Source organism: Ideonella sp. B508-1 (assembly GCF_000333615.1).
GTDB lineage: Bacteria > Pseudomonadota > Gammaproteobacteria > Burkholderiales > Burkholderiaceae_C > Ideonella.
In genome coordinates this window covers 1-19,657 of record NZ_BADL01000259.1, presented here as the reverse complement: position 1 = coordinate 19,657, position 19,657 = coordinate 1, and the positions used below count along the sequence as shown (strand labels likewise).

Here is a 19,657-nt window from a genome sequence, read left to right as displayed (position 1 = left end):
GGGCCGTGAGGGGGCTCACAGGTCGGCGGGCAGGGCCAGGCCGTGGGCCAGCAGCTCCGCCTCGCTCCAGCGGCGGGTGATGTGCTGGTTGCAGTTCCAGTCGAAGGCCGCGACCTGCATCACCATCACCCGCTCGGCGCCGGGGGCGTTCGCCAGCGGCTGCAGCCCGGGCAGCAGGGCGACCGGCACATCGGCGGGCAGCTCGCCTGCGCTCAGCTCCGGCGCCTCGAGCACCCGCATGTGGCCCAGGATCTTGAGCCGTCGGCGCGCGGCCATGTCCAGCAGCAGCAGCGCGGCGCGGTCGTTGTCCTGCAGATTGCCCACGCTGACGAACTGGCGGTTGCCGCCCAGGTCCGCGAAGGCGAGCGTGGTCTCGTCGAGCACACACAGAAAGCCCGGCGGGCCGCCGCGGTGCTGCACATGGGGCCAGCCCTGTGCATTGACGGTGGCGAGGAAGGCGGTGTCGCGTGCGGCGATGAAGCTGGCCTCGCGCAGGCCCAGCCGGGGAATGGGGTCGCCGGCGCCGGGTGAGAGTTCCTCGCCGTGGCGGCGGCGCTGCTCGGCGCGCACGGTGGCGGTATAGGTCAGGTTGGCGAAATGGCGTGACATGGGCCCATGCTGACCCGGGGGCGCCGAGAAATGAAGAACCCAGGACGCACTGGATTGATGCGTTTGCCGGTTTAATCCGGGCATGGACAAGTTCAAGGCCATGGAGACCTTCGTGCGCATCGTCGAGGCCGGCAGCCTGTCCGGGGCGGCCGGGCGCCTGGGCACCTCGCTGGCGGCGGTGGTGCGCAGCCTGGCGGCTCTGGAACGCAGCCTGGGCGTGCGCCTGCTCAACCGCACCACGCGCCGCATTGCGCTGACCGAGGAGGGGCGGGAGTACCTGGAACGCTGCCGCCGCATCCTGGCCGAGGTGGAGGAGGCGGATGCCGCCCTCAGCGACCGGCGCCTGCGGCCCAGTGGCCGGCTGGCCATCACCGCGCCGGTGATGTTCGGGCGCCTGCATGTGGCCCCGGTGCTGACCGAGTTCCTGGTGGCCCACCCGGAGATGCGGGCCGATCTGCTGCTGGTTGACCGGGTGATGGACCTGCTGGAGGAGGGGCTGGACCTGGCGGTGCGCATCGGCGCCCTGCCGGATTCCTCGCTGGTGGCCAAGCCGGTGGGCAACTGCCGCCGCGTGCTGTGCGCCAGCCCGGATTTCGTGGCGGCCCATGCCGAGCAGCTGCGCCAGCCCGACGGCGCGCAGCCGCTCAAGGCGGTGCACTTTGCCGGGCTGGACAGCGGGCACGAATGGACGTTTGCGCGCGGCGGGCCGCCGGTGCGCATCCCGCTGGCGGAGGTCTTCTCGACCAACCACGTCGATGCCGCGCTGGAGGCCTGCCGCAAGGGCCTGGGCTGCGGCCGCTTTCTGAGCTACCAGGTGCGCGACGACCTGGCCGCCGGTCGCCTGCTGCGCCTGTGGCCCGAATGGGAGCCCGAGGCCGTGCCGGTGCAGCTGGTGTTCCCGCATTCGCGCCTGCTGTCGGTGCGGGTGCGGGCCTTTGTGGACTGGGCCGAACCGCGGTTGACGGCCCGGCTCGGTGACGAGCTGATTCAGGCGGGCGTGGGCTCGCCGTCCACCCCGAAGGTGTGACGCAGGTAGCGCAGGAAGCGGGCGTCCTCGCACACCGTCTTGCCTTCGGCGTCCGACAGTTTGGCCGTGGGCAGGCCGTTGCAGCTCAGCAGCTTCATCACGATGTTGAGCGCACCGTGCGGGCTGTCGTTGGTCAGCGCGGTGCCGATGCCGAAGCCCACCACCTGGTCGTCACGCCAGCACAGGGCCTCGTAGATGTCCAGGGCCGTGGTGTCCAGCCGCAGGCCGTCGGAGAAAACCTTGCGCTTGGTGCGCGGGTCGATGCCCAGGCGCCGGTAGTGCGCGTCCACCTCGGCCGCCCAGGCCAGCGGGTCGCCGCTGTCGTGGCGCAGGCCGTCGAAGAGCTTGGCGAAGTAGAGGTCGAAGTCGTGCAGAAAGGCCGGCGTGGTGACCACATCCGTCAGGGCGATGCCCAGGTCGCCGCGGTACTCGCGCACCCAGGCCTCCAGCGCGGCCACCAGGGACTGGCGCAGCTGCACCCCGGGCATGGCCTGGAAGGTCTGCAGCCATTCGTGGGCCATGGTGCCGATGGGCGTCAGGCCCAACTGGCGGGCCAGGTGCAGGTTGGACGTGCCCTTGAACTGCTCGGGCAGGCGCTCGCCCAGGGTCTGCAGCACCTCCTGTTGCCAGGCCGCGCTGTAACGCCGCCGCAGGCCGAAATCGAACAGCGAGAAGGGGTGGCGGGGCGGCTGCGGTGAGCGGGCCATGGCCGCCAGCCGTTCCTGGGCGCGGTCGATCATGGCGTGCAGGCGGCGGCGCATCTCGGGCACGGTGTCGGGCGTGCTCAGCCGGCGCTGGTAGAGCGCCTGCACGATGGGCAGCACATAGAGCTCGAAGGGCATCACGTGCAGCTGCGGGCCCTCGGCCTCGATGACGAGCCGCTCGCCTTCGGTGCGCACCTGGATGAAATCGCGGTTGAGCTGGAAGAGACGCAGGAACTCGATGTAGTCCGGCTTCATGAAGCGCAAGGCGCGTACGAAGGCCAGCTCCTCGGGGGTGAAGCGCAGGGTGCACAGGGCGTCCAGCTCGGCATTCACCTCATCGGCCAGCTGCGCCAGCGGAAAGGCCGGGGCGTTGCGACAGGCGAAGACATAGCGGGCCGTGTTGGCGGGCATCTGGTGCAGCATGGCCTGCTGCATCGTGAGCTTGTAGAGGTCGGTCTCCAGCAGGGACTGGACAAGGGCATGCATGTGGCCATGCTATCCGAGCGCACCCTCGCGCCGCCGCCGACCTGGGGCGGCCGACCGGCTGGCCGACTGACAGCAGGCGGGCTCTCAGCCGCGGGCCGACTCGGGCAGGCCGAAGACCCGGTCGAAGGCCCAGGTGAAGCCCACGGCATAGAGGAAGAACAAGGCCAGCAGGCCGATCTCCGCCACCAGGGCCTGCCACAGCGGGATGTTCAGCCAGACCGCCATCAGCGGCACCAGCATCAGGCCCAGGCCGCCTTCGAAGCCGATGCCGTGCAGTAGGCGGTGCCACACCGTGCGCTGGCGGTGGGCCTGGCGTCGCTCCCAATGCTCGAAGCCGGCGTTGAAGACGTAGTTCCAGGCCAGGGCGATGGTGGACATGATCACCGCCAGCAACAGGGATGAGCCCGCCCCCGCATCGAAGGACAGACCCACGATGGGGCCGGTCATGGCGACGGCGCCGGTTTCGTAGAGCACGGCCTGGAGGACGCGGCGCTGCAGGGGGGTCATGGAAGGCATGGGGCCGAGAGCATAGCAAGCTCTGCGGCACCGTTTCAGCCGATGCGGCGTGCGTAAGCCAGGAAGACCTCGTCGCGCACCCAGCCCAAGGATTCGTACAGCGCCTGGGCGGCGTGGTTGCTGCGGGCCGTGGTCAGGTCCATGCGCACCTTGCCGTCGGCCGCGGCCCGGGCTTCGGCTGCCAACAGCAGTGCGCGGCCCACACCGCCCTGGCGGGCGCCGGGCCGCACGAACAGGTCGTAGAGCACGTAGATGGGCGCGGCTTCCACCGAGCAGAAGCTGGGGTAGAGCTGGCAGAAGCCCGCCAGTACGCCGGTGCCGCTCTCGGCGACCAGGATGACGGATTCCTGCCGGGCCTGGCGCGCGGCGATGAAGGCGCGCGCGCCCTCGGCATCGGGTGCCTGCTCGTAGAACTGCCGGTACAGGTCGAACAATGCGGCCACCTCGGCCAGGTCGGCAGGCTGGGCTTCTCGGACGGTGATGTGCATGGACTGACGATACACAAGTCGCCGGTCGGTGCGGGAGTGGCCGCTCCTCAGTCCCACTGCCCGCGCAGCCGGGCCCGCAGGTCTAGCAGGCCGGCCGGTGGGGCGGTGGGCAGGCCGCCATCGGCGCGGGGGCTGATGCGCTCGAAGTGCTCGGCGGCCATCGTGTCGGGGATGAAGCGGCTGCGCGGGCCGTAAAGGTGGCGGTCGCCGTGGCGGCCCTGCTGGGTGACGTAGAAGCGCTGCGGCACCATCAGGTCCAGGTGCTGGCGGGCGCGGGTCATGGCCACGTAGAGCAGGCGGCGTTCCTCCTCGATCTCCTCGGGCGTACCCACGCCCAGGTCGCCGGGGATGCAGCCGTCCACCACATTGAGCAGGTACACCGCCTGCCATTCCTGGCCCTTGGCCGAGTGGATGGTGGACAGGATGAGGTAGTCCTCGTCCAGCAGCGGGTCTCTGGCGGTGTCGCTGCCCGCCTCGGGCGGGTCCAGCGCCAGCTCGGTCAGGAAGCGCTCGCGGCTGCGGTGGCTGCCGGCGATGGCCACCAGCTGGGCCAGGTCGGCCAGGCGCGGCACCGGGTGGTCGTTCAGCCGCTCCAGGTGCGGGGCGTACCAGTCGACGATGCGCTGCAGCTCGCCTGGCCAGCCGGTGCCCGAGTCCTGACGCAGGGCCAGCCAGAGCGTGGCCAGGGCCTGCCAGTCGGTGGCCGCGGCCGCGGGCGGCACGTAGGCGCGCAGCGCGGCGGCCGGGTTGCTGGCGGCGTCCATCGCGTCCAGCAGGCGGCGGGCATGGGCCGGGCCGATGCCGGGCACCAGCAGCGCGGTGCGCAGGCCGGCCAGCCGGCAGCGCGGGTTGTCGGCCCAGCGCAGCAAGGCCAGCACGTCCTTCACATGCGAGGCTTCCAGGAATTTGAGCCCGCCAAACTTGACGAAGGGGATGCGCCGGCGGGTGAGCTCCACCTCCAGCGTGGCGCTGTGGTGCGAGGTGCGGAACAGCACGGCCTGGCGCTTGAGCGTCATGCCTTCTTCGCGCCGGGCCAGGATCTGCTGGGCCACCCAGCGGGCCTGGGCGGCATCGTCTTCCACCGTCACCAGCCGGGGCTGGGCGGAGGAGGCCTTGTCGGTCCACAGCGTCTTGGCAAAGCGCTCGGGCGCCAGCGCCATCACTGCGTTGGAGGCGTCCAGGATGGGCTGGGTGGAGCGGTAGTTGCGCTCCAGCGTCAGCACCCGGGCCGGCGGCGTGAAGTGGGCCGGGAAGTCCAGCATGTTGCGCACCTCGGCGGCACGAAAGCCGTAGATGGACTGTGCGTCGTCGCCCACCACGGTCACGCCCTCACCCGTGGGCTTGAGGGCGTGCAGGATGCCGGCCTGCAGGCGGTTGGTGTCCTGGTACTCGTCGACCAGCACATGGTCGAAGCGGGCCGACTGCGCCGCGGCCAGCGTGGGCTCCTGCAGCATCAGCAGCCAGGACAGCAGCAGGTCGTCGTAGTCCAGCGCCTGCTGGTCCTGCTTGGCCGCGGCATAGGCCTTGAACAGGCGCTTGAGCTCGTCTTCCCACTCGGCGCACCAGGGAAAGGCCTGGGCCAGCACGGCCGCCAGCGGGGCCTGGCTGTTGACGCAGCGCGAGTAGATGGACAGGCAGGTGCCCTTCATCGGAAAGCGCCGCTCGGTGGTCGACAGGCCCTGCTCCTGGCGCACCCAGCCCATCAGATCCTCGGCGTCGCCGCGGTCCAGGATGCTGAACTGCGGCGACAGGCCCAGGGCCTCGGCCGATTCGCGCAGCAGCCGGGCGCCCACGCTGTGGAAGGTGCCGGCCCAGGGCAGGGCAGGGGCGGCCTGCGTGCCCTTGAGGCCCAGGGCGCGGTGCAGCAGGTGGCCAGTGCGGCGCTGCATCTCCAGCGCGGCCCGGCGCGAGAAGGTGAGCAGCAGGATGCGCTGCGGGTCGGCGCCCTGCAGCACCAGGTGGGCCACCCGCGCGGCCAGAGTCATGGTCTTGCCCGAGCCGGCGCCGGCCACCACCAGCAGCGGGCCGCCCTGGTGGCAGGCGGCGGCGCGCTGCTCGGGGTTCAGCGTTTCCAGCGGGTCGGCAAGGGCGGCGGCGGGGTTCATCAGGGCGACAGAATACTGGATGCAACACCAGTTCCGTCATCCGGCGCGCTCAGCGCACCGCTGCGCGCACTCAGAAGTCGTGGCGGATGCCCACCTCGTAGGCGCTCGAGCGCTGCCCGCCGAAGTAGTTGGCGGCCGAGGGCTTGGCGCTCACGGCCGGGCCACCGGCGATGGTGAAGACCGCGTCCCCCTTGTTCTGGATGCGGGCCACCGTGCCATAGAGCGCCGTGCGTTTGGAGAAGTTGTGGACATAGCCCAGGCCCAGCAGGTTCGCATCATTGGCGCTCAGGGCCGAGGTGGCCCCGGTCTGATTGGCGTTGAGGAAGGTCAGCTTGACCGCATCGGCGCCCACCGGGATGACGGCGCCGACCAGGAGGTTGTCCGTCCTGTCGGAAGCGATGGCCCACCGCCGTTGCGCGACGCTGAGCTTGACCACCCCGAAGTCGTATGAGGCACCGATGACCTGGTCCTTGAAGGCCGGTCCGGCCACGGTGTTGCGGGTGATGAACTGCGCGGCCCCCACATGCAAGCCGGCGCCCATCCAGCCCAACCGAAAGCCCCGGCCCTGGGTGAACCCGTTGGCGGTGGACCCACCTTCGCCGGCCGTCGCGATCAGCGATCCGTAGACCCCGGCCAGCCCGGAGGGCAGGAAGTACTCCACCGCATTGCTGACCCGCAGCGTGGGATTGGCGGCCTGCTTCTCCGGGGCGGTGCCAAATGCCTGCCCCAGGGCGCGCGAGGCCGACATGGAACGGAAGGTGTTGGCACCGGCGATGCCCAGGGTCGCGAAGGGATCGAAGCCGCTCCACACCGGATGGGTGGGCACCCAGTCCCGCCCGAGCCGGACCTCGCCCCATGGCGCCGAGCTGAGGCTCACCGTGGCGCGCCGGTCCCAGAACTGCCCGGCCGGTGCGCTGGCCCCCGCGCTGCCGGTATCGGCCAGCAGGGTCCCGTCCAGGTAGAACCCGGCGCTCAGGTCCGAGCCCAGCGACTCGGTGCCGCGGATGACCAGCTTGCTGGTGGCATTGCTGCCGCTGACTTCGGACCTGTCCGAGCCGAGCGAGCCGTTGCTCACCTGGCGCAGGCCCACGTCCACGGTGCCTCCGATGTCGACCGAGCCTTGTGCCGCGGCACCTGCACAGGCACCTGCACAGATACCGGCCAGCACCGTCATGCCAAACCTTGTTTTCATGATGTCTCCTCGCAGAGTGGGGTGTCGACGCGCGTCTTCAGCCGCCAGGGGCAGGGACGTGCGTGTGCCTGGCCGCCGACGGAGTTCGTCGACATCGGCGGCCGGCCATGGGGGGAAGGGGCGCCTCAGCGGCTCAGGGTGAGAGTTCTTCGAGCACGCGACCGCGGGTCTCGATGGCCATGAGCAGCGTGACGATGCCGCCGACCAGTGCAACCGCGGCAAAGGCGGCGAACACGTAGCGGATGCCGAAGTCGCCGACCACGAAGGCCACGAGCAGCGGCCCCAGGGAGGACCCGGCGCGCAGCCAGGCGCTGCCGAAGCCGGTTCCGACGGCCCGCAGCCGGGTGGGATAGAGCTCCGAGGAGTACAGGTACAGCGAGAAGGTGACCGTCTGCAGAATGGCGTAGGCCGCAGTCGCCAGCACCAGGACTTCAACCGGGTTCGTCGCGCCCAGGGTTGCCAAGCCCATCAAGGGCAGGGTCGCCAGCAGGAAGGCTGCGGAGTACCAGCGTCGGCGCCCCACCTTGTCGATCAGGAGCGCACACAGGATCGAGGCGGCGACCCCGAAGCCCGAGGTCATCCAGCCATAGGCCAGCGCGGTTTCCAGCGGCAGCTTGAAGAACTGCTTGTACAGCGTGGGCAGCCAGGTGATCAGGCCGTTGTTGACCAGGTAGGCCGTGAACCACAGGGCCCAGATCGTCAGCGTCCGCTTCAGGTAGATGCCGCGGAACAGCTCGCGCCAATCCGAGGCTGCACCGGCCTTGGGGCTGGCGGGCTGGACCACCGGCTCGGGCAGCGTGATGCCTCGCCGGGTGGCGCTGCGCTCCAGCAGCTGGACCACGCCGTCGGCCTCGGCCATGCGCCCTTTCGAGGCCAGCCAGCGGGGCGATTCCGGCATCAGCCAGCGCAGCGGGATGGTGAGCACCGAGGGGATCAGGCCAACCACGAACATCGCCTTCCAGCCGAAGATCGGGACCAGGAAGTAGCCAGCCATGCCGGCGAACATCAGGCCGACCGGGAAGATCACTTCGTACAGCAGGAAGAAGCGTCCCCGTCGCTCGGCCCCCACGAATTCATTGATGTACGCGCTGGCCACGGGCACTTCGCCCCCCGTGCCCACGCCCTGCAGAAAGCGGAACAGCATCATCGATGCGCCACTCCATGCGAACAGGCAGGAGATGTCCATCGACACGAACAGCAGGATGGTGATGAAGAGGGTCTTCAGGCGACCGATGCGCTCGGCCAGCGAGCCGAACAGCACCGCGCCGAAGATCTGGCCCACATAACCGGCCGAGAAGATCAGGCCGACCTCGGTGGGCGAGAGTTTCCATTCCGCCACCAGCTGGGGCATGGCGAAGGCAATCGCCAGCACGGTGTAGGCATCGAAGAAAGTGGCGATGCCGACGATCACGCGGATCAGCATCAGCCGGGGGGTGACGGGCAGTCTTTCCAGGCGGGCGACCAGCTGGGCGTGCCCCGCCGTGTCGATGGGCCGACTCGCGGCCCGGGAGGTGCGCGAGGGGTGAGCCTGCGCGGCAATCACAGCCATGGTTGTCTCCTCTGGCTCTCTTGTCAGTGCGACGGTCCATCGCCCCGAAGGGGGCGATGGACCATCTTGGATGCCGGGGCGCTGTGCCGCGCCCTCGGACGTCTCTCAGGTCGGTGCGTTCAGGCCACGCGACCGAGGCCCGCCGCGCGGACGGCTTCTGCAATCTCCTGTTCCGCCCCTGCGGCCAGCGGCAGCAGCGGGGAGCGAACCGTGGCGTGTTCGAGGATGCCTCGCGCCACCAGGGCCCACTTCAGCGCCACCGAGCCTTCCATGTGCGAACCGCGATGGTAGACATTCGCCGTCACCGGCAGCAGGCGATCATGCAGCTCGCGGGCCTTCTTGTAATCCCTGGCCTTGCCTGCCGCGATCATCTCGACCAGCAGTTCCGGGGCGATGCAGCCGTAGCCCACCAGCGCGCCGTCCACATCGAACATGGTGTGCAGCAGGTATTCGTCGTGGCAGGTCAGGATCTGCAGATCGGGGCGCTCCTGGCGGATGACCGGGATCTCGCGGTCCCAGCGCTTCATGTTGCGCACGCCGTTCTTCATCGCGAAGACGCCGGGCATGGCCGCGATGTCCAGCTGCGTTTCCAGGTCGTAGGTGCACTTGGTCGCGTCCGGGTACTGGAACAGGATCAGCGGCAGGCCGCTGGCTTCGTAGATGGCCTTGTACTTGTCCTGCGGTGCGCCCTTCTGGTAGCCGAAGCGCAGCCAGCCGTGGGAGGGATAGACCAGGCCGGCCTTGGCACCGGCCTTGACCGCGCGCTTGGCTTCCTCGGCGGCCACCTGCGTGCCCTCCAGCGTGATGCCGGCGATGATGGGGATCTGATCGCTGACCGACTCGCGGAAGGCCTCGATGACCCGGCACTGCTCGTCGCGCTCCAGGAAGGTGCCTTCGCCGGCGTGGCCGAGCACGGTCAGGCTCTTGACGCCCGGAACGCTGGACAGCCAGCGCCCGATGCGGTGGATGGCGGCGTAGTCCACGGCGCCATCGCGGGTGAAGGGAGTGACCGGAGCGGGGTTCAGGCCGCGCATGTCGAAGCCGGGCTTGTTCATCAGAGTTTCTCCTTTGCAGTGAGCGGTTGGTGAGGCGATGGACTCACTGTAGGCAGCCCTGGGCTATGCTGGTAGATACACTTCATGCCTTTCAGACTTGCCTACCAAGGCAAATCGATGCAGGAGAACCCTGATGAACATCGCGTCCGTCCAACTCTTCCTCGAGGTGGCCGAGGCCGGCAGCCTGAACAAGGTCGCTGCGCGGCGGCAGATCGTTCAGTCGCACGTCAGCCGGCAGATCAGCGAGTTCGAGCGACAGTGCGGTGGGCGCCTGTTCCGGCGCACCGGACGGGGCGTGGAACTGACGGAACTGGGCAGGCATGCCGCGGCCCGGCTGCGCCCCTGGCTGCAGGCGACCGAGCAGCTTGAACAGGAGCTGCGCCAGGAGTCCGGGCAGGTCATGGGCGAGGTCCGCCTGGGCATCATTCCCTCGGCGGCGCATCCGCTGACGACGCGGCTCTTCACCGAGCTCCAGGCGCAGCACCCGGCCATCCGCCTGAACATCATCGAAGCCCAGGGGGTCGAGCTCGACAAGATGCTCGACAGCGGCGCCGTGGACCTGGCCATCCTGTTTCGCCTCAGCAAGCCCAAGGGCAGCGACGAACACCAGCTGGGCGTGGCATCGACCTATCTGGTCTCCGCCCCGGGCGACGCGCTGACCAGCCGTCCCACCACGGACTTTTCACAGCTGGAGGGCTTGCGGCTGGTGCTGCCACGCCGGCCGAGCCACTGGCGCACCGCGCTCGACGACACGGCGCGCAGCCTCGGCTTTCGTCTCTCGCCCGTGGTCGAGGCCGACTCCCTGATCGTGCAGACCGAGCTGGTGGCCTGTACGCCAGGGCTTTACGCGGTGCTGGGGCCCTATTCCATCGCCGAGGACCTGAAGCGTCAGCGCGTTCAGGCCAGCAAGCTGGTGCGCCCCGAGCTCTGCCGCCACGTGACCCTGTCCTTTCCCAAGCAGGGCAAGCTGTCTGCGGCCAGCCGCGTCGTGGCGCAGACCGTCGAGCGCCTGGTGGAGTCCTGGGGCCATCAGCTCACCGAGCCTTGAGGGGCCTGTCCATCGACGATGGGCTTTCCGGGCCGGCGCGGCTTGGGTGATATCGCACAGAGAAGTCGGCCTGCGGGTTCCCGGGCTTGTGCAACACTTTGCCGGCGCCCATGCTGCATGGGCCTTGGTCGTCTGCCTGGAAGCCGCTCTGCATGCCCATCTGGTCTGCTGCTGGTGCCCGCGATGCCTCGCGCCGCCCCCTGGTGCTGGCGGCGGCCATCGTCACGTCGGTGGTGGCTGTGCTGGTGGTGGCGCTGGCGGCGGTGTCGCTCTGGCAGGAGCGGGTGCGCCAGCGCGAGCGCGCCGCGGCGGCCACCCAGAACCTGGCCCGCCTGCTGGAAGGGCGCGTGGACGACCTGCTGGGGCGCGTGGACATGCTGCTGCGCCTGGTGGCGGTGCGCGTCCAGGATCAGCCCTTGCCCGTGGCCCCGGACCTCGGGCGCGAGATCCAGGCCATGATGAATGCGGCGCCGATGGTGCAGCGGCTCTACCTGACCGACCCCCTGGGCCAGTTGCGCGGCGTCTGGCCGGCCTCTGCGGGGGCCGCCACCGCCCTGCCCGATGTGGGGCGGCTGGACTGGCGCCGCAGCGAGGACCTGCTGCAGAGCGGGCCGGTGCGCCGACCGGGCGATGGCGCTTGGGTGCTGGTGTATTCGCTGCCCTGGCACACCGCGGCCGGGCGCCTGGCGGGCATGGTCCATATCGAACTCGCGGTCGACGCGTTCGGGGCGGTCTTCAAGGGCATCGACCTGGGCCGCGACGGTGCGGCCACGCTGCGCACCAGTGACACGCTGGCCCTGGTGTTCCGCCGGCCCTGGCCCGATGGCTTGCAGGCCGGCGTGGGCCGCAGCGAGGTGTCGGCCCAGTTGCGCCAGGCGGTCCACACCGCCCCGGAGCAGGGGGAGTACGTGGCCGTGACGGCCGTCGACGGCGTGGCCCGCATCAATGCCTACCGTCGGGTGCAGGGGCACCAGCTGTACCTCCTGGTGGGCTTGCCCGAGACAGACTTCCCCAAGGGCTGGAACCGGGTGGATGCCAGCGTGCTGGGGCTGGCGCTGGCGGCCATCGTCGTGGCCTTCCTGACCATCCTGTCGCTGCTGCAGCGCTCGCGCCGGGCCATCGACCTGATGGAGGGGCGTTGCGAGGCCATCGTGAATTCCTCGCGCGACGCGATCATCTCGACCACGCCCGAAGGCCTGGTGACGAGCTGGAACCCGGCGGCCGAGGCCCTGTTCGGCTACCGGGCCGAGGAGATGCTCGGCCGGCCGCTGGTGCGCCTCTTCCCGGTCGACAAGCTGTCCGAGGAACTGGCCTTGCTGGAGCGCCTGCGCCAGGGCGAGACCATCGAGCCCTTCGAGACCGAGCGCCTGAACCGGGCGGGCCAGCGCATCCCCGTGTCGGTGGCCTTGTCACCCGTGCGCGATGGCCTGGGGCGCGTGCTGGGCACCTCGCGCATCGCGCGCGACATCACGCGCCAGAAGGCCATCGAGAAGGAGGTGCGGGATCTGGCCTTCCTGGACCCGCTGACCCGCCTGCCCAACCGGCGGATGCTGATGGAGCGCCTGCACCGCGCCCAGGAAAACACGCGCTGCACCGGCGATCACGCCGCCGTCGTGTTCGTCGACCTGGACCACTTCAAGGACCTGAACGACCGCCACGGCCATGCGGTGGGCGACCGCCTGCTGACCGAGGTGGCGGCCCGGCTGCAGGCGGTGGTGCGCGAGAGCGACACCGTGGGCCGCCTGGGGGGCGACGAGTTCGTCATCATCTGCGAAGGCCTGGGGCAGGCCGAGCCCGATGCCCGCGCCGCCGCCCAGGCCGTGCGCGACAAGGTGCAGCGGGCCCTGGGCCAGCCCTTCGAGTGGGGCGAGGTGCGCCATGCCCATGGGGCCAGCGTCGGGATCCGCCTGTTCTGCGGCGGTCACGAAGACCTGGAGCAGCTGGTGCGCGACGCCGATGGCGACATGTACGAGGACAAGGCCCGGCGCCGCGGCGGCCGCTGCGGCAGCGACGCGGGCTGAAACCCACGTCGCTGCAGGCTCAGCGCGGTGCGCGCGCGGGCAGCACCGTGCCCCGGCATTCGCCCAGACCGATGCGTCCCCAGCCCGGCCGCTGGCAGAAGCCGCGCAGGATCACCGTGTCGCCGTCCTCCAGAAAGCTGCGCTGCTCGCCGTTGCTCAGCAGCAGCGGCTGCTTGCCGCCCGCGCTCAGCTCCAGCAGCGAGCCGCCCTGTTCGGGCGCGGGCCCCGAGAGCGTGCCGGTGCCCAGCAGGTCCCCGCTGCGCAGGTTGCAGCCGTTCACCGTGTGGTGGGTCAGCAGCTGGGCCGGGGTCCAGAAGGCATCGGCCGCGTTGCTGGTGGACAGGCGGTCTCCCGCATGGCCGGCGGCCCGCATGGCCGCCGTCTGCAGCCAGACCTCCAGCGTGATGTCCAGCGCGCCGTGCTGCTGGTTCTCTTCGCTGCTCAGGTAGGGCAGGGGGGCAGGCTGGTTGTCCGGGCGCTGCAGCGGGGCGCGGAACGGCGCCAGCGCCTCCAGCGTCACCACCCAGGGCGAGACGGTACTGGCGAAGTTCTTGGCCAGGAAGGGGCCCAGCGGCTGGTATTCCCAGGCCTGCACGTCGCGCGCGCTCCAGTCGTTGAACAGGGTCACGCCGAACAGGTGGGCCTCGGCCTCGGCCAGGTCCACCGCCTCGCCCAGCGCGTTGGGCGTGCCGACGAACAGGCCCAGCTCCAGCTCGTAGTCCAGCCGGGCGCAGGGGCCGAAGCGGGGCTGGCTCTGGCCTTCGGGCGGACGCGTCTGCCCCACCGGGCGGCGCACCGGCTGGCCGCTGGCCACGATGGACGAGGCCCGGCCGTGGTAGCCGATGGGCACCCAGCTGTAGTTGGGCAGCAGCGGCTGCTCGGGCCGGAACTGGCGGCCCACCGTGGTGGCGTGGTGGATGCTGGCGTAGAAGTCGGTGTAGTCGCCGATCTCGCAGGGCACGCCCAGCTCCAGGCCCGCCACCGGGTGCAGCGCGCCGGCCCAGGCCGCCTGCCGCGGGCTGCCCTCGCGCAGGCCTTCGAACAGGGCCTGGCGCAGGGCCTGCCGCTCCGCCAGCGGGGCGGCCATCAGCCGGTTCATGTCGGCATGGGCCAGCAGGCCGGTCTCGGCCAGGTCCAGCACCTGGTCGCCAATGGCCACGCCCAGGTGCCAGGCCGTCTCGCCGGGCCGGCGCCAGCGGCCGTAGGGCAGGTTCTGCAGCGGAAAGTCGCTGTCCGGGGCATTGGCGCTGGCCACCCAGCTGCGCGCGGCCGGGTCGTGGGTGGCGTTGGTCAGAGGGGTGCTCATCGGCCGGCCTCCGCAGGCGAGCCCAGCTCCCGTTCGTGCAGGAAGGCGGCATGGCGCGGTGCGCGCCGGGTCTGCGACCACTCCTCCAGCATGGCCCACTTCACCTCGTCCAGCCGGGCCTGCAGCGCGGCCTCGTCCGGGTCGGGGCAGGACAGCTCCAGCCGGTGGCCGTTGGGGTCGAAGAAGTAGATGGAGTGGAACAGGCTGTGGTCGGTCACGCCCAGCACCTCCACGCCCTGGGCTTCCAGGTGGGCCTTGGCGGCCAGCAGCGCGGCGCGGTCGGCCAGCTTGAAGGCGATGTGCTGCACCCAGGCCGGCGTGGCCGGGTCCCGGCCCATCGGCGCCTGGGTGGGCAGCTCGAAGAAGGCCAGCACATTGCCGCCACCGGCGTCCAGGAAGACATGCATGTAGGGGTCCGGTGCCTTGGTGGAGGGCACCCGGTCCTCGGCGATGGCCAGCACGAAATCCATGCCCAGCATGCGCCGGTACCACAGCACCGTCTCCTTGGCGTCCTTGCAGCGGTAGGCCACATGGTGCACGCCGCCCAGCCGGAAGGGCAGCGTGGGCAGGGGCGGGGCGTTCACGGGAGCGGGGCCGTTCATGCCGTCTCCAGCACGCCGCGGCGCAGTTGGTCGCGCTCGATCGACTCGAACAGGGCCTTGAAATTGCCTTCGCCAAAGCCCTCGTCGCCCCGGCGCTGGATGAACTCGAAGAACACCGGGCCCAGGAGGGTTTGCGAGAAGATCTGCAGCAGCAGGCGCGGCGTGCCGCCGGCCGTGCTGCCGTCCAGCAGGATGCCGCGGGTCTGGAGCTCGCTCACCGGCTGGCCGTGGCCGGGCAGGCGCTCGTCGAGCATCTGGTAGTAGGCCTCGTTGGGCGCGGTCATCAGCGGGATGCCGGCCAGGGCCAACTGGTCGATGGTGCCCAGCAGATCGTCGGTCAGCAGGGCCACATGCTGGATGCCCTCTCCGTTGAACTGCATCAGGAACTCCTCGATCTGGCCCGAGCCCTTCTTGGATTCCTCGTTCAGCGGGATGCGGATCAGCCCGTCCGGCGCCGTCATGGCCTTGCTGGTCAGGCCGGTGTACTCGCCCTGGATGTCGAAGTAGCGGATCTCGCGGAAGTTGAACAGGCTCTCGTAGAAGCGCGCCCAGAAAGCCATGCGGCCGCGGTAGACGTTGTGGGTCAGGTGGTCGATCACCTTCAGGCCGAAGCCCACGGGGTGGCGGTCCACGCCTTCGAGGAACTCGAAGTCGATGTCGTAGATGCTCTTGCCGTCCTCGAAGCGGTCGATCAGGTAGAGCGGCGCACCGCCGATGCCCTTGATGGCCGGCAGGCGCAGCTCCATTGGCCCGGTCGGGATCTCGACGGGCTGGGCGCCGCGCGACAGGGCCAGGGCATAGGCCTGGTGGGCGTCGCGCACGCGAAAGGCCATGCCGCAGGCCGAGGGGCCGTGCTCGGCCGCGAAGTAGGCGGCCTGGCTGTGCGGCTCGTTGTTGACGACGAAATTGATGCCGCCCTGGCGGTACAGCAGCACCTGCTTGGACCGGTGGCGGGCCACCAGCGTGAAGCCCATGCGGGGGAAAAGCTCTTCGAGCTGGCCGGGGTTGGGCGAGGCGAATTCGACGAATTCAAAGCCCATCAGGCCCATCGGGTTGCTGTCATGAGAGGTCATGACCACTCCTTGTGCGTGTGTTCAGAAATCGGGTGAGGGGAAACGACTGAACGACAGGCAGGGCGGCGCACCGGGGCGACCCCGCACGCTGCGGGCAAGGTGTTCGCCAAGGGTGGAGTGGTGGCGCAAGGCAGGCATGAGTGCGAATGCCGGTCTTGTGGACCGGCATCCGTCCTCAGCATAGCGGCCCCCTGCCGTGAACGCACGGGGAGTTTCCCTGCCGTGGGCTGACGGGGCCACGGCGGGTGATGGGCGCTGTCTGACCTGGCGCAACAGTTGACGGCGCACCTCCCCAGGCTTGAGGACATGGATTCGCCCGATGGCCGGATATCCCTTCGGGCTGTGGTGTGATTGGTAACAAGGTGTTGTCCGCCTGGGGGTGCAAGACGGTTTTGTCTCTGTGGCTCATCCCATGAGCCCCAAGGCGACCAGGATCCTCTCCTGGGGGCTTCACGGGGTGGTGAGCATGTCACTGAGCTATTCAACTCTGTCTTCAGCGGTACGCCAGCTTTGGGCCAAGAGCGGCGACCCTCATGGGCATGGCCTGCTGGCCCACATGCTGGATGTGTCCACGGTGGTGGAGGCCCTGCTGGCGCGGGAGCCGCTGACCACACGTCAGTGGGCTGCACAGGCCTTTGGCTTGCCCGAGTCTGAGGTGGTTCGCTGGCTGGCCGCGCTGGTGGGCTTGCACGACTTTGGCAAAGCCATTCCGGGCTTCCAGGCCAAGTGGGAGCCTGGCTGGCAGCGGCTGCTGGCCTGCGGCATGCAGGTGCCGGCCCCGGTGCTCGGCGCTTCCGACCATGCCTGCGCCACCGCCGCGCTCCTGGGGCCGGCGCTCCAGGGGCTGGTTGAGGCCGATCTGCCCTGGCTGCGCGCCGTCATCCAGGCCATCAGCGCCCACCATGGCTACCACTACCAGCCCGTCGAGGTGAAAGGCGGTTCCCCCCTCAGGGAACCCGGGCCCTGGAAGTCCGCCCGGCAGGAGTTGCTGGCCACCTACTGGGCCGTGTTGAACCCGCAGGGCCGCCCCCAGTGCTCGTCGCTGCCGCTGTCGGCCGTGAATTGGTTGGCGGGGCTCACCAGCGTGGCCGACTGGATCGCCTCCAACACCGCCTGGTTCCCGCTGGGCGAGCGGGCAGACGCCCTGGCCGACCATCGGGTGGCCGCCCGGGCGCTGGCCGAGGCGGCACTGGACGACATCGGCTGGCGCTCCGCACAGGCCTTGCTGCCGACGGGCGATACCGCGTCAATCAATGCGCTGCTGTCCACGATGGTGGATCGCCCCGAGATGGAGGCGCGCCCCCTGCAGCGCGTGGGCGATGCCCTGCTTCGACAGGCCAGCAGCCCTTGCCTGATGCTGGTGGAGGCCCCCATGGGAGAGGGCAAGACCGAGCTGGCCTTTCTGGCCCATCTGCGCCTGCAGGCCGCGCTGGGGCACCGGGGGCTCTTCGTCGCCCTGCCCACCCAGGCCACCGGCAATGCCTTGTTCAGCCGGGCACACACCTTTCTGCGGCAGTTCAGCCCGGGGCCGGTCGATCTTCAGCTCGCCCACGGCGGCGCGGCCATGAATGAGGAGCTTCGCCACCTGCGGGACATCAACCACTCGGCCGACGACAGCGTGTCCGCCTCGGTGTGGTTCTCGCAGCGCCGCCGCCCGCTGCTCTCGCCTTACGGCGTGGGCACGGTGGACCAGGCCCTGTACGGCGTGCTCAACGTCAAGCACCATTTCGTTCGTCTGTGGGGCCTGGCTAACCGCGTGGTGGTGCTGGACGAGGTTCACGCCTATGATAGCTACACCAGCGGTTTGATCATCTCGCTCCTGCGCTGGCTGCGCGCGCTGGGCTGCTCGGTGGTGCTGATGAGCGCCACCCTGCCCAGGGCGCGGCGTGACGAGCTGGTGCGCGCCTGGGGCGGCCAGCCGAAGGACCTGCCGGCCTTGGCCTATCCCCGTGTGGCCCTGGTGGATGCCCATGCCATTCACGGCGCCCACTTTGAAGCCCGACCTCTGTCACCCATCACCCTGCGGGGCCTGGGCGACAGCCTGGACGAGCTGGCCGCCCAGGCCATGGCTCTGGTGGCCGAGGGCGGCTGCGGCGCGGTGATCGTCAACACCGTGGACCGCGCCCAGCAGCTCTGCCAGCGCTTGCAGGCGCAACTCGGCCCCGACGTGCCGGTGCTGCTGTTCCATGCCCGGTTCCCCATGGACGAGCGCCAACGCCTGGAGACCGAGGTCATCCAGTGCTTTGGCGTGCAAGGGCCCCGGCCGGCCCGGGCCCTGCTGGTGGCCACCCAGGTCGCCGAGCAATCGCTGGACATCGACTTCGACTTCATGCTCAGCGACCTGGCACCGGTGGACTTGCTGTTGCAGCGGGCCGGGCGCCTGCACCGGCACGCCCGCGCACGGCCGGCCCAGCATGCGCAGGCCTGCCTGTGGGTGGCCGGCCTGCTGCCGGGCCAACTGCCCGAGCTGAAGAAAACAGCCTGGGGCTTCGTGTACGACCCCTACATCCTGGGCCGGACCTGGGCCCTGCTGACCCAGGAGCACACCCTGCAGCTGCCGCAGGACATCGACCGCCTCGTCCAGGCTGTGTATGACATCGACACCCCCTTGCCCGATGGGCTGGAGGAGTCGATCCAGGTCTTCATCGAGGTCGAGTCCTATGGGGCTCATGTGGCCAAGGTCAACAAGCAGCGCACCGAGTCGCGCCAGGTGGCACTGGACCCGCAGGACGCGCCTGAAGACGCCTACGCCCACAAGCCGCGCGGGCACGAGGTGGAGGAGGGCGGCATCGGCCTGGAAAACTGCACCCGCCAGGGCGATGACGCGGTCACCCTGGTACCCGTGGCTGTGCTGCCCGATGGCCGCTGGCAGGCCGGGCCCGCCGGCCCGATCTTCGCGCCCGACCAGGCGCTGGACGACGCCACGGCCCGGGCCCTCTACGCCCGGCAGCTCAAGGTGTCCAGCAAGGCGCTGGTCAAGCACTTCCAGCCGCAGGAGCCGCCGCCGGCCTTTGCCGGGCATCCCCTTCTCAAGTACCTGCGTCCGCTGCCCTTGTGCGAGGGGCGGTGTGCCGCCGGCTCGCTGCAGTTGCGTCTGGACGCGGCCTTGGGCCTGGTTTATGAAAAGGCCGCCAGCCCGGTGGCCTCCAAGGAGGAGAGTGCATGAGCAAGGATTTCAGCCTGCTCGACGAACCCTGGTTGCCTGTGCGCCTGGCCGATGGCCGGGTGGTGGAACTGGGCCTGCGCGAGGTGTTCCGCCGCAGCCGCGAGATCGTCGCCCTGGCGGAGACGGCGCCGCCCAGCCTGGTGGCCCAGTACCGGCTGCTGCTGGCCATCACCCACCGCGCGCTCACCCGGGCCCTGGGGCGCTGGGCGCCTGCGGACCGCGTGCGCTGGTACCGGGAGGGCTTGCCCCAGCAGGCGCTGCAGGACTATCTGGACCATTGGCAGGACCGCTTCTGGCTGTTCCACGCGCAAGCACCGTTCCTGCAAGCGGCGGCCCTGGCCGAGGCGCAGGCCACCCGGGACAAACGCAAGCCCTGGACCCAGATCGCCCTGGCCAGCGCGAACGGCAACACACCGGTGGTGTTCGACCATGCAGTCGATGCCGAACCCACGGCGTTGGCGCCCGCACAGGCCCTGGGCACCTTGCTGGGCTACCTGCAGTTCACGCCCGGCGGCTTGGTCAAATGCCTGCGCGATGCCGACAAGGCGGGGCCTCTGGTCAATACCGCAGCCATCTTGCCGCTCGGGGCCACCCTGAACGAGACCCTCTGCCTGGCCCTGCACCCGGCGCCCCGCCCGGGCGAGGAAGAGGTCGACCTGCCGGCCTGGGAGCGTCCGCCGCTCACCATAGCCCAGCTGCAGGGCGAACCG

At 70.0% G+C, this 19,657-nt stretch carries 16 protein-coding genes; 5 read left to right on the top strand and 11 right to left on the bottom strand.

Features of this window, described 5'->3' with window-relative positions; genetic code table 11:
* Positions 1 to 15: 15 nt before the first annotated feature.
* Complete coding sequence (locus I73_RS27345) at positions 16 to 609, bottom strand: pyridoxamine 5'-phosphate oxidase family protein (protein ID WP_022980603.1); 594 nt, start codon at positions 607 to 609, stop codon at positions 16 to 18.
* A gap of 82 nt (positions 610 to 691) precedes the next feature.
* On the opposite strand from I73_RS27345, the gene I73_RS27340 reads away from it, so the two are divergent.
* The gene (locus I73_RS27340) at positions 692 to 1,636 is read left to right on the top strand and encodes a LysR family transcriptional regulator (RefSeq protein WP_022980602.1); all 945 of its coding nucleotides are present in this window, start codon (positions 692 to 694) and stop codon (positions 1,634 to 1,636) included.
* On the opposite strand, the gene pncB is transcribed toward I73_RS27340, so the two are convergent.
* From pncB to I73_RS10675, 7 genes are all read right to left on the bottom strand, one after another.
* Positions 1,597 to 2,826, bottom strand: a complete 1,230-nt coding sequence (gene pncB, locus I73_RS10705; RefSeq protein WP_022980601.1) for a nicotinate phosphoribosyltransferase — start codon at positions 2,824 to 2,826, stop codon at positions 1,597 to 1,599. The two genes, I73_RS27340 and pncB, sit on opposite strands and share 40 nt — an antisense overlap.
* An 84-nt stretch (positions 2,827 to 2,910) precedes the next feature.
* The gene (locus I73_RS10700; protein ID WP_026096579.1) at positions 2,911 to 3,333 is read right to left on the bottom strand and encodes a PACE efflux transporter; all 423 of its coding nucleotides are present in this window, start codon (positions 3,331 to 3,333) and stop codon (positions 2,911 to 2,913) included.
* Positions 3,334 to 3,377: 44 nt separating this feature from the next.
* The gene (locus I73_RS10695) at positions 3,378 to 3,830 is read right to left on the bottom strand and encodes a GNAT family N-acetyltransferase (protein WP_026096578.1); all 453 of its coding nucleotides are present in this window, start codon (positions 3,828 to 3,830) and stop codon (positions 3,378 to 3,380) included.
* A gap of 47 nt (positions 3,831 to 3,877) precedes the next feature.
* Positions 3,878 to 5,935, bottom strand: a complete 2,058-nt coding sequence (locus I73_RS10690; RefSeq protein WP_022980598.1) for an ATP-dependent helicase — start codon at positions 5,933 to 5,935, stop codon at positions 3,878 to 3,880.
* Between the two features lie 70 nt (positions 5,936 to 6,005).
* Entirely contained in the window at positions 6,006 to 7,127 is a 1,122-nt protein-coding gene (locus I73_RS10685; RefSeq protein WP_234409474.1) for a porin, read from the bottom strand.
* 133 nt (positions 7,128 to 7,260) lie between these two features.
* A complete protein-coding gene (locus I73_RS10680; RefSeq protein ID WP_022980596.1) occupies positions 7,261 to 8,676 on the bottom strand; it encodes an MFS transporter in 1,416 nt (471 codons plus the stop codon).
* 119 nt (positions 8,677 to 8,795) lie between these two features.
* Positions 8,796 to 9,731 (bottom strand): dihydrodipicolinate synthase family protein, encoded by a 936-nt coding sequence (locus I73_RS10675; protein WP_022980595.1) that lies wholly within the window; start codon positions 9,729 to 9,731, stop codon positions 8,796 to 8,798.
* Positions 9,732 to 9,864: 133 nt separating this feature from the next.
* On the opposite strand from I73_RS10675, the gene I73_RS10670 reads away from it, so the two are divergent.
* Positions 9,865 to 10,779, top strand: a complete 915-nt coding sequence (locus tag I73_RS10670; RefSeq protein ID WP_022980594.1) for a LysR family transcriptional regulator — start codon at positions 9,865 to 9,867, stop codon at positions 10,777 to 10,779.
* 152 nt (positions 10,780 to 10,931) lie between these two features.
* Positions 10,932 to 12,800, top strand: a complete 1,869-nt coding sequence (locus I73_RS10665; protein WP_022980593.1) for a diguanylate cyclase domain-containing protein — start codon at positions 10,932 to 10,934, stop codon at positions 12,798 to 12,800.
* Positions 12,801 to 12,819: 19 nt separating this feature from the next.
* Here I73_RS10665 and fahA read toward each other — a convergent pair whose 3' ends face one another.
* Genes fahA through hppD form a run of 3 tightly spaced genes read right to left on the bottom strand, consistent with a single transcriptional unit; the run spans position 12,820 to position 15,781 of the window.
* The gene (gene fahA / locus I73_RS10660; RefSeq protein WP_022980592.1) at positions 12,820 to 14,106 is read right to left on the bottom strand and encodes a fumarylacetoacetase; all 1,287 of its coding nucleotides are present in this window, start codon (positions 14,104 to 14,106) and stop codon (positions 12,820 to 12,822) included.
* Complete coding sequence (locus tag I73_RS10655; protein ID WP_022980591.1) at positions 14,103 to 14,708, bottom strand: VOC family protein; 606 nt, start codon at positions 14,706 to 14,708, stop codon at positions 14,103 to 14,105. Before I73_RS10655 ends, fahA begins: the two co-directional genes overlap by 4 nt.
* Positions 14,705 to 15,781, bottom strand: a complete 1,077-nt coding sequence (gene hppD, locus I73_RS10650; RefSeq protein ID WP_022980590.1) for a 4-hydroxyphenylpyruvate dioxygenase — start codon at positions 15,779 to 15,781, stop codon at positions 14,705 to 14,707. The genes I73_RS10655 and hppD overlap by 4 nt, the downstream gene beginning before the upstream one ends.
* 412 nt (positions 15,782 to 16,193) lie before the next feature.
* On the opposite strand from hppD, the gene cas3 reads away from it, so the two are divergent.
* Together cas3 and casA are read left to right on the top strand one after the other, a co-directional pair.
* On the top strand, positions 16,194 to 18,947 hold the full coding sequence (gene cas3, locus I73_RS10645; protein ID WP_306304231.1) for a CRISPR-associated helicase Cas3': 2,754 nt from the start codon (positions 16,194 to 16,196) through the stop codon (positions 18,945 to 18,947).
* A partial coding sequence (gene casA, locus I73_RS10640) for a type I-E CRISPR-associated protein Cse1/CasA (protein WP_022980588.1) occupies positions 18,944 to 19,657 on the top strand: 714 nt, incomplete at its 3' end. The genes cas3 and casA, both read left to right, overlap by 4 nt.

Coding starts and splice junctions, on each gene's coding strand:
- I73_RS27345 (WP_022980603.1), bottom strand. CDS start 609: ATGTCACGCCATTTCGCCAACCTGACCTATACCGCCACCGTGCGCGCC.
- I73_RS27340 (WP_022980602.1), top strand. CDS start 692: ATGGACAAGTTCAAGGCCATGGAGACCTTCGTGCGCATCGTCGAGGCC.
- pncB (WP_022980601.1), bottom strand. CDS start 2,826: ATGCATGCCCTTGTCCAGTCCCTGCTGGAGACCGACCTCTACAAGCTC.
- I73_RS10700 (WP_026096579.1), bottom strand. CDS start 3,333: ATGACCCCCCTGCAGCGCCGCGTCCTCCAGGCCGTGCTCTACGAAACC.
- I73_RS10695 (WP_026096578.1), bottom strand. CDS start 3,830: ATGCACATCACCGTCCGAGAAGCCCAGCCTGCCGACCTGGCCGAGGTG.
- I73_RS10690 (WP_022980598.1), bottom strand. CDS start 5,935: ATGAACCCCGCCGCCGCCCTTGCCGACCCGCTGGAAACGCTGAACCCC.
- I73_RS10685 (WP_234409474.1), bottom strand. CDS start 7,127: ATGAAAACAAGGTTTGGCATGACGGTGCTGGCCGGTATCTGTGCAGGT.
- I73_RS10680 (WP_022980596.1), bottom strand. CDS start 8,676: ATGGCTGTGATTGCCGCGCAGGCTCACCCCTCGCGCACCTCCCGGGCC.
- I73_RS10675 (WP_022980595.1), bottom strand. CDS start 9,731: ATGAACAAGCCCGGCTTCGACATGCGCGGCCTGAACCCCGCTCCGGTC.
- I73_RS10670 (WP_022980594.1), top strand. CDS start 9,865: ATGAACATCGCGTCCGTCCAACTCTTCCTCGAGGTGGCCGAGGCCGGC.
- I73_RS10665 (WP_022980593.1), top strand. CDS start 10,932: ATGCCCATCTGGTCTGCTGCTGGTGCCCGCGATGCCTCGCGCCGCCCC.
- fahA (WP_022980592.1), bottom strand. CDS start 14,106: ATGAGCACCCCTCTGACCAACGCCACCCACGACCCGGCCGCGCGCAGC.
- I73_RS10655 (WP_022980591.1), bottom strand. CDS start 14,708: ATGAACGGCCCCGCTCCCGTGAACGCCCCGCCCCTGCCCACGCTGCCC.
- hppD (WP_022980590.1), bottom strand. CDS start 15,781: ATGACCTCTCATGACAGCAACCCGATGGGCCTGATGGGCTTTGAATTC.
- cas3 (WP_306304231.1), top strand. CDS start 16,194: ATGAGCCCCAAGGCGACCAGGATCCTCTCCTGGGGGCTTCACGGGGTG.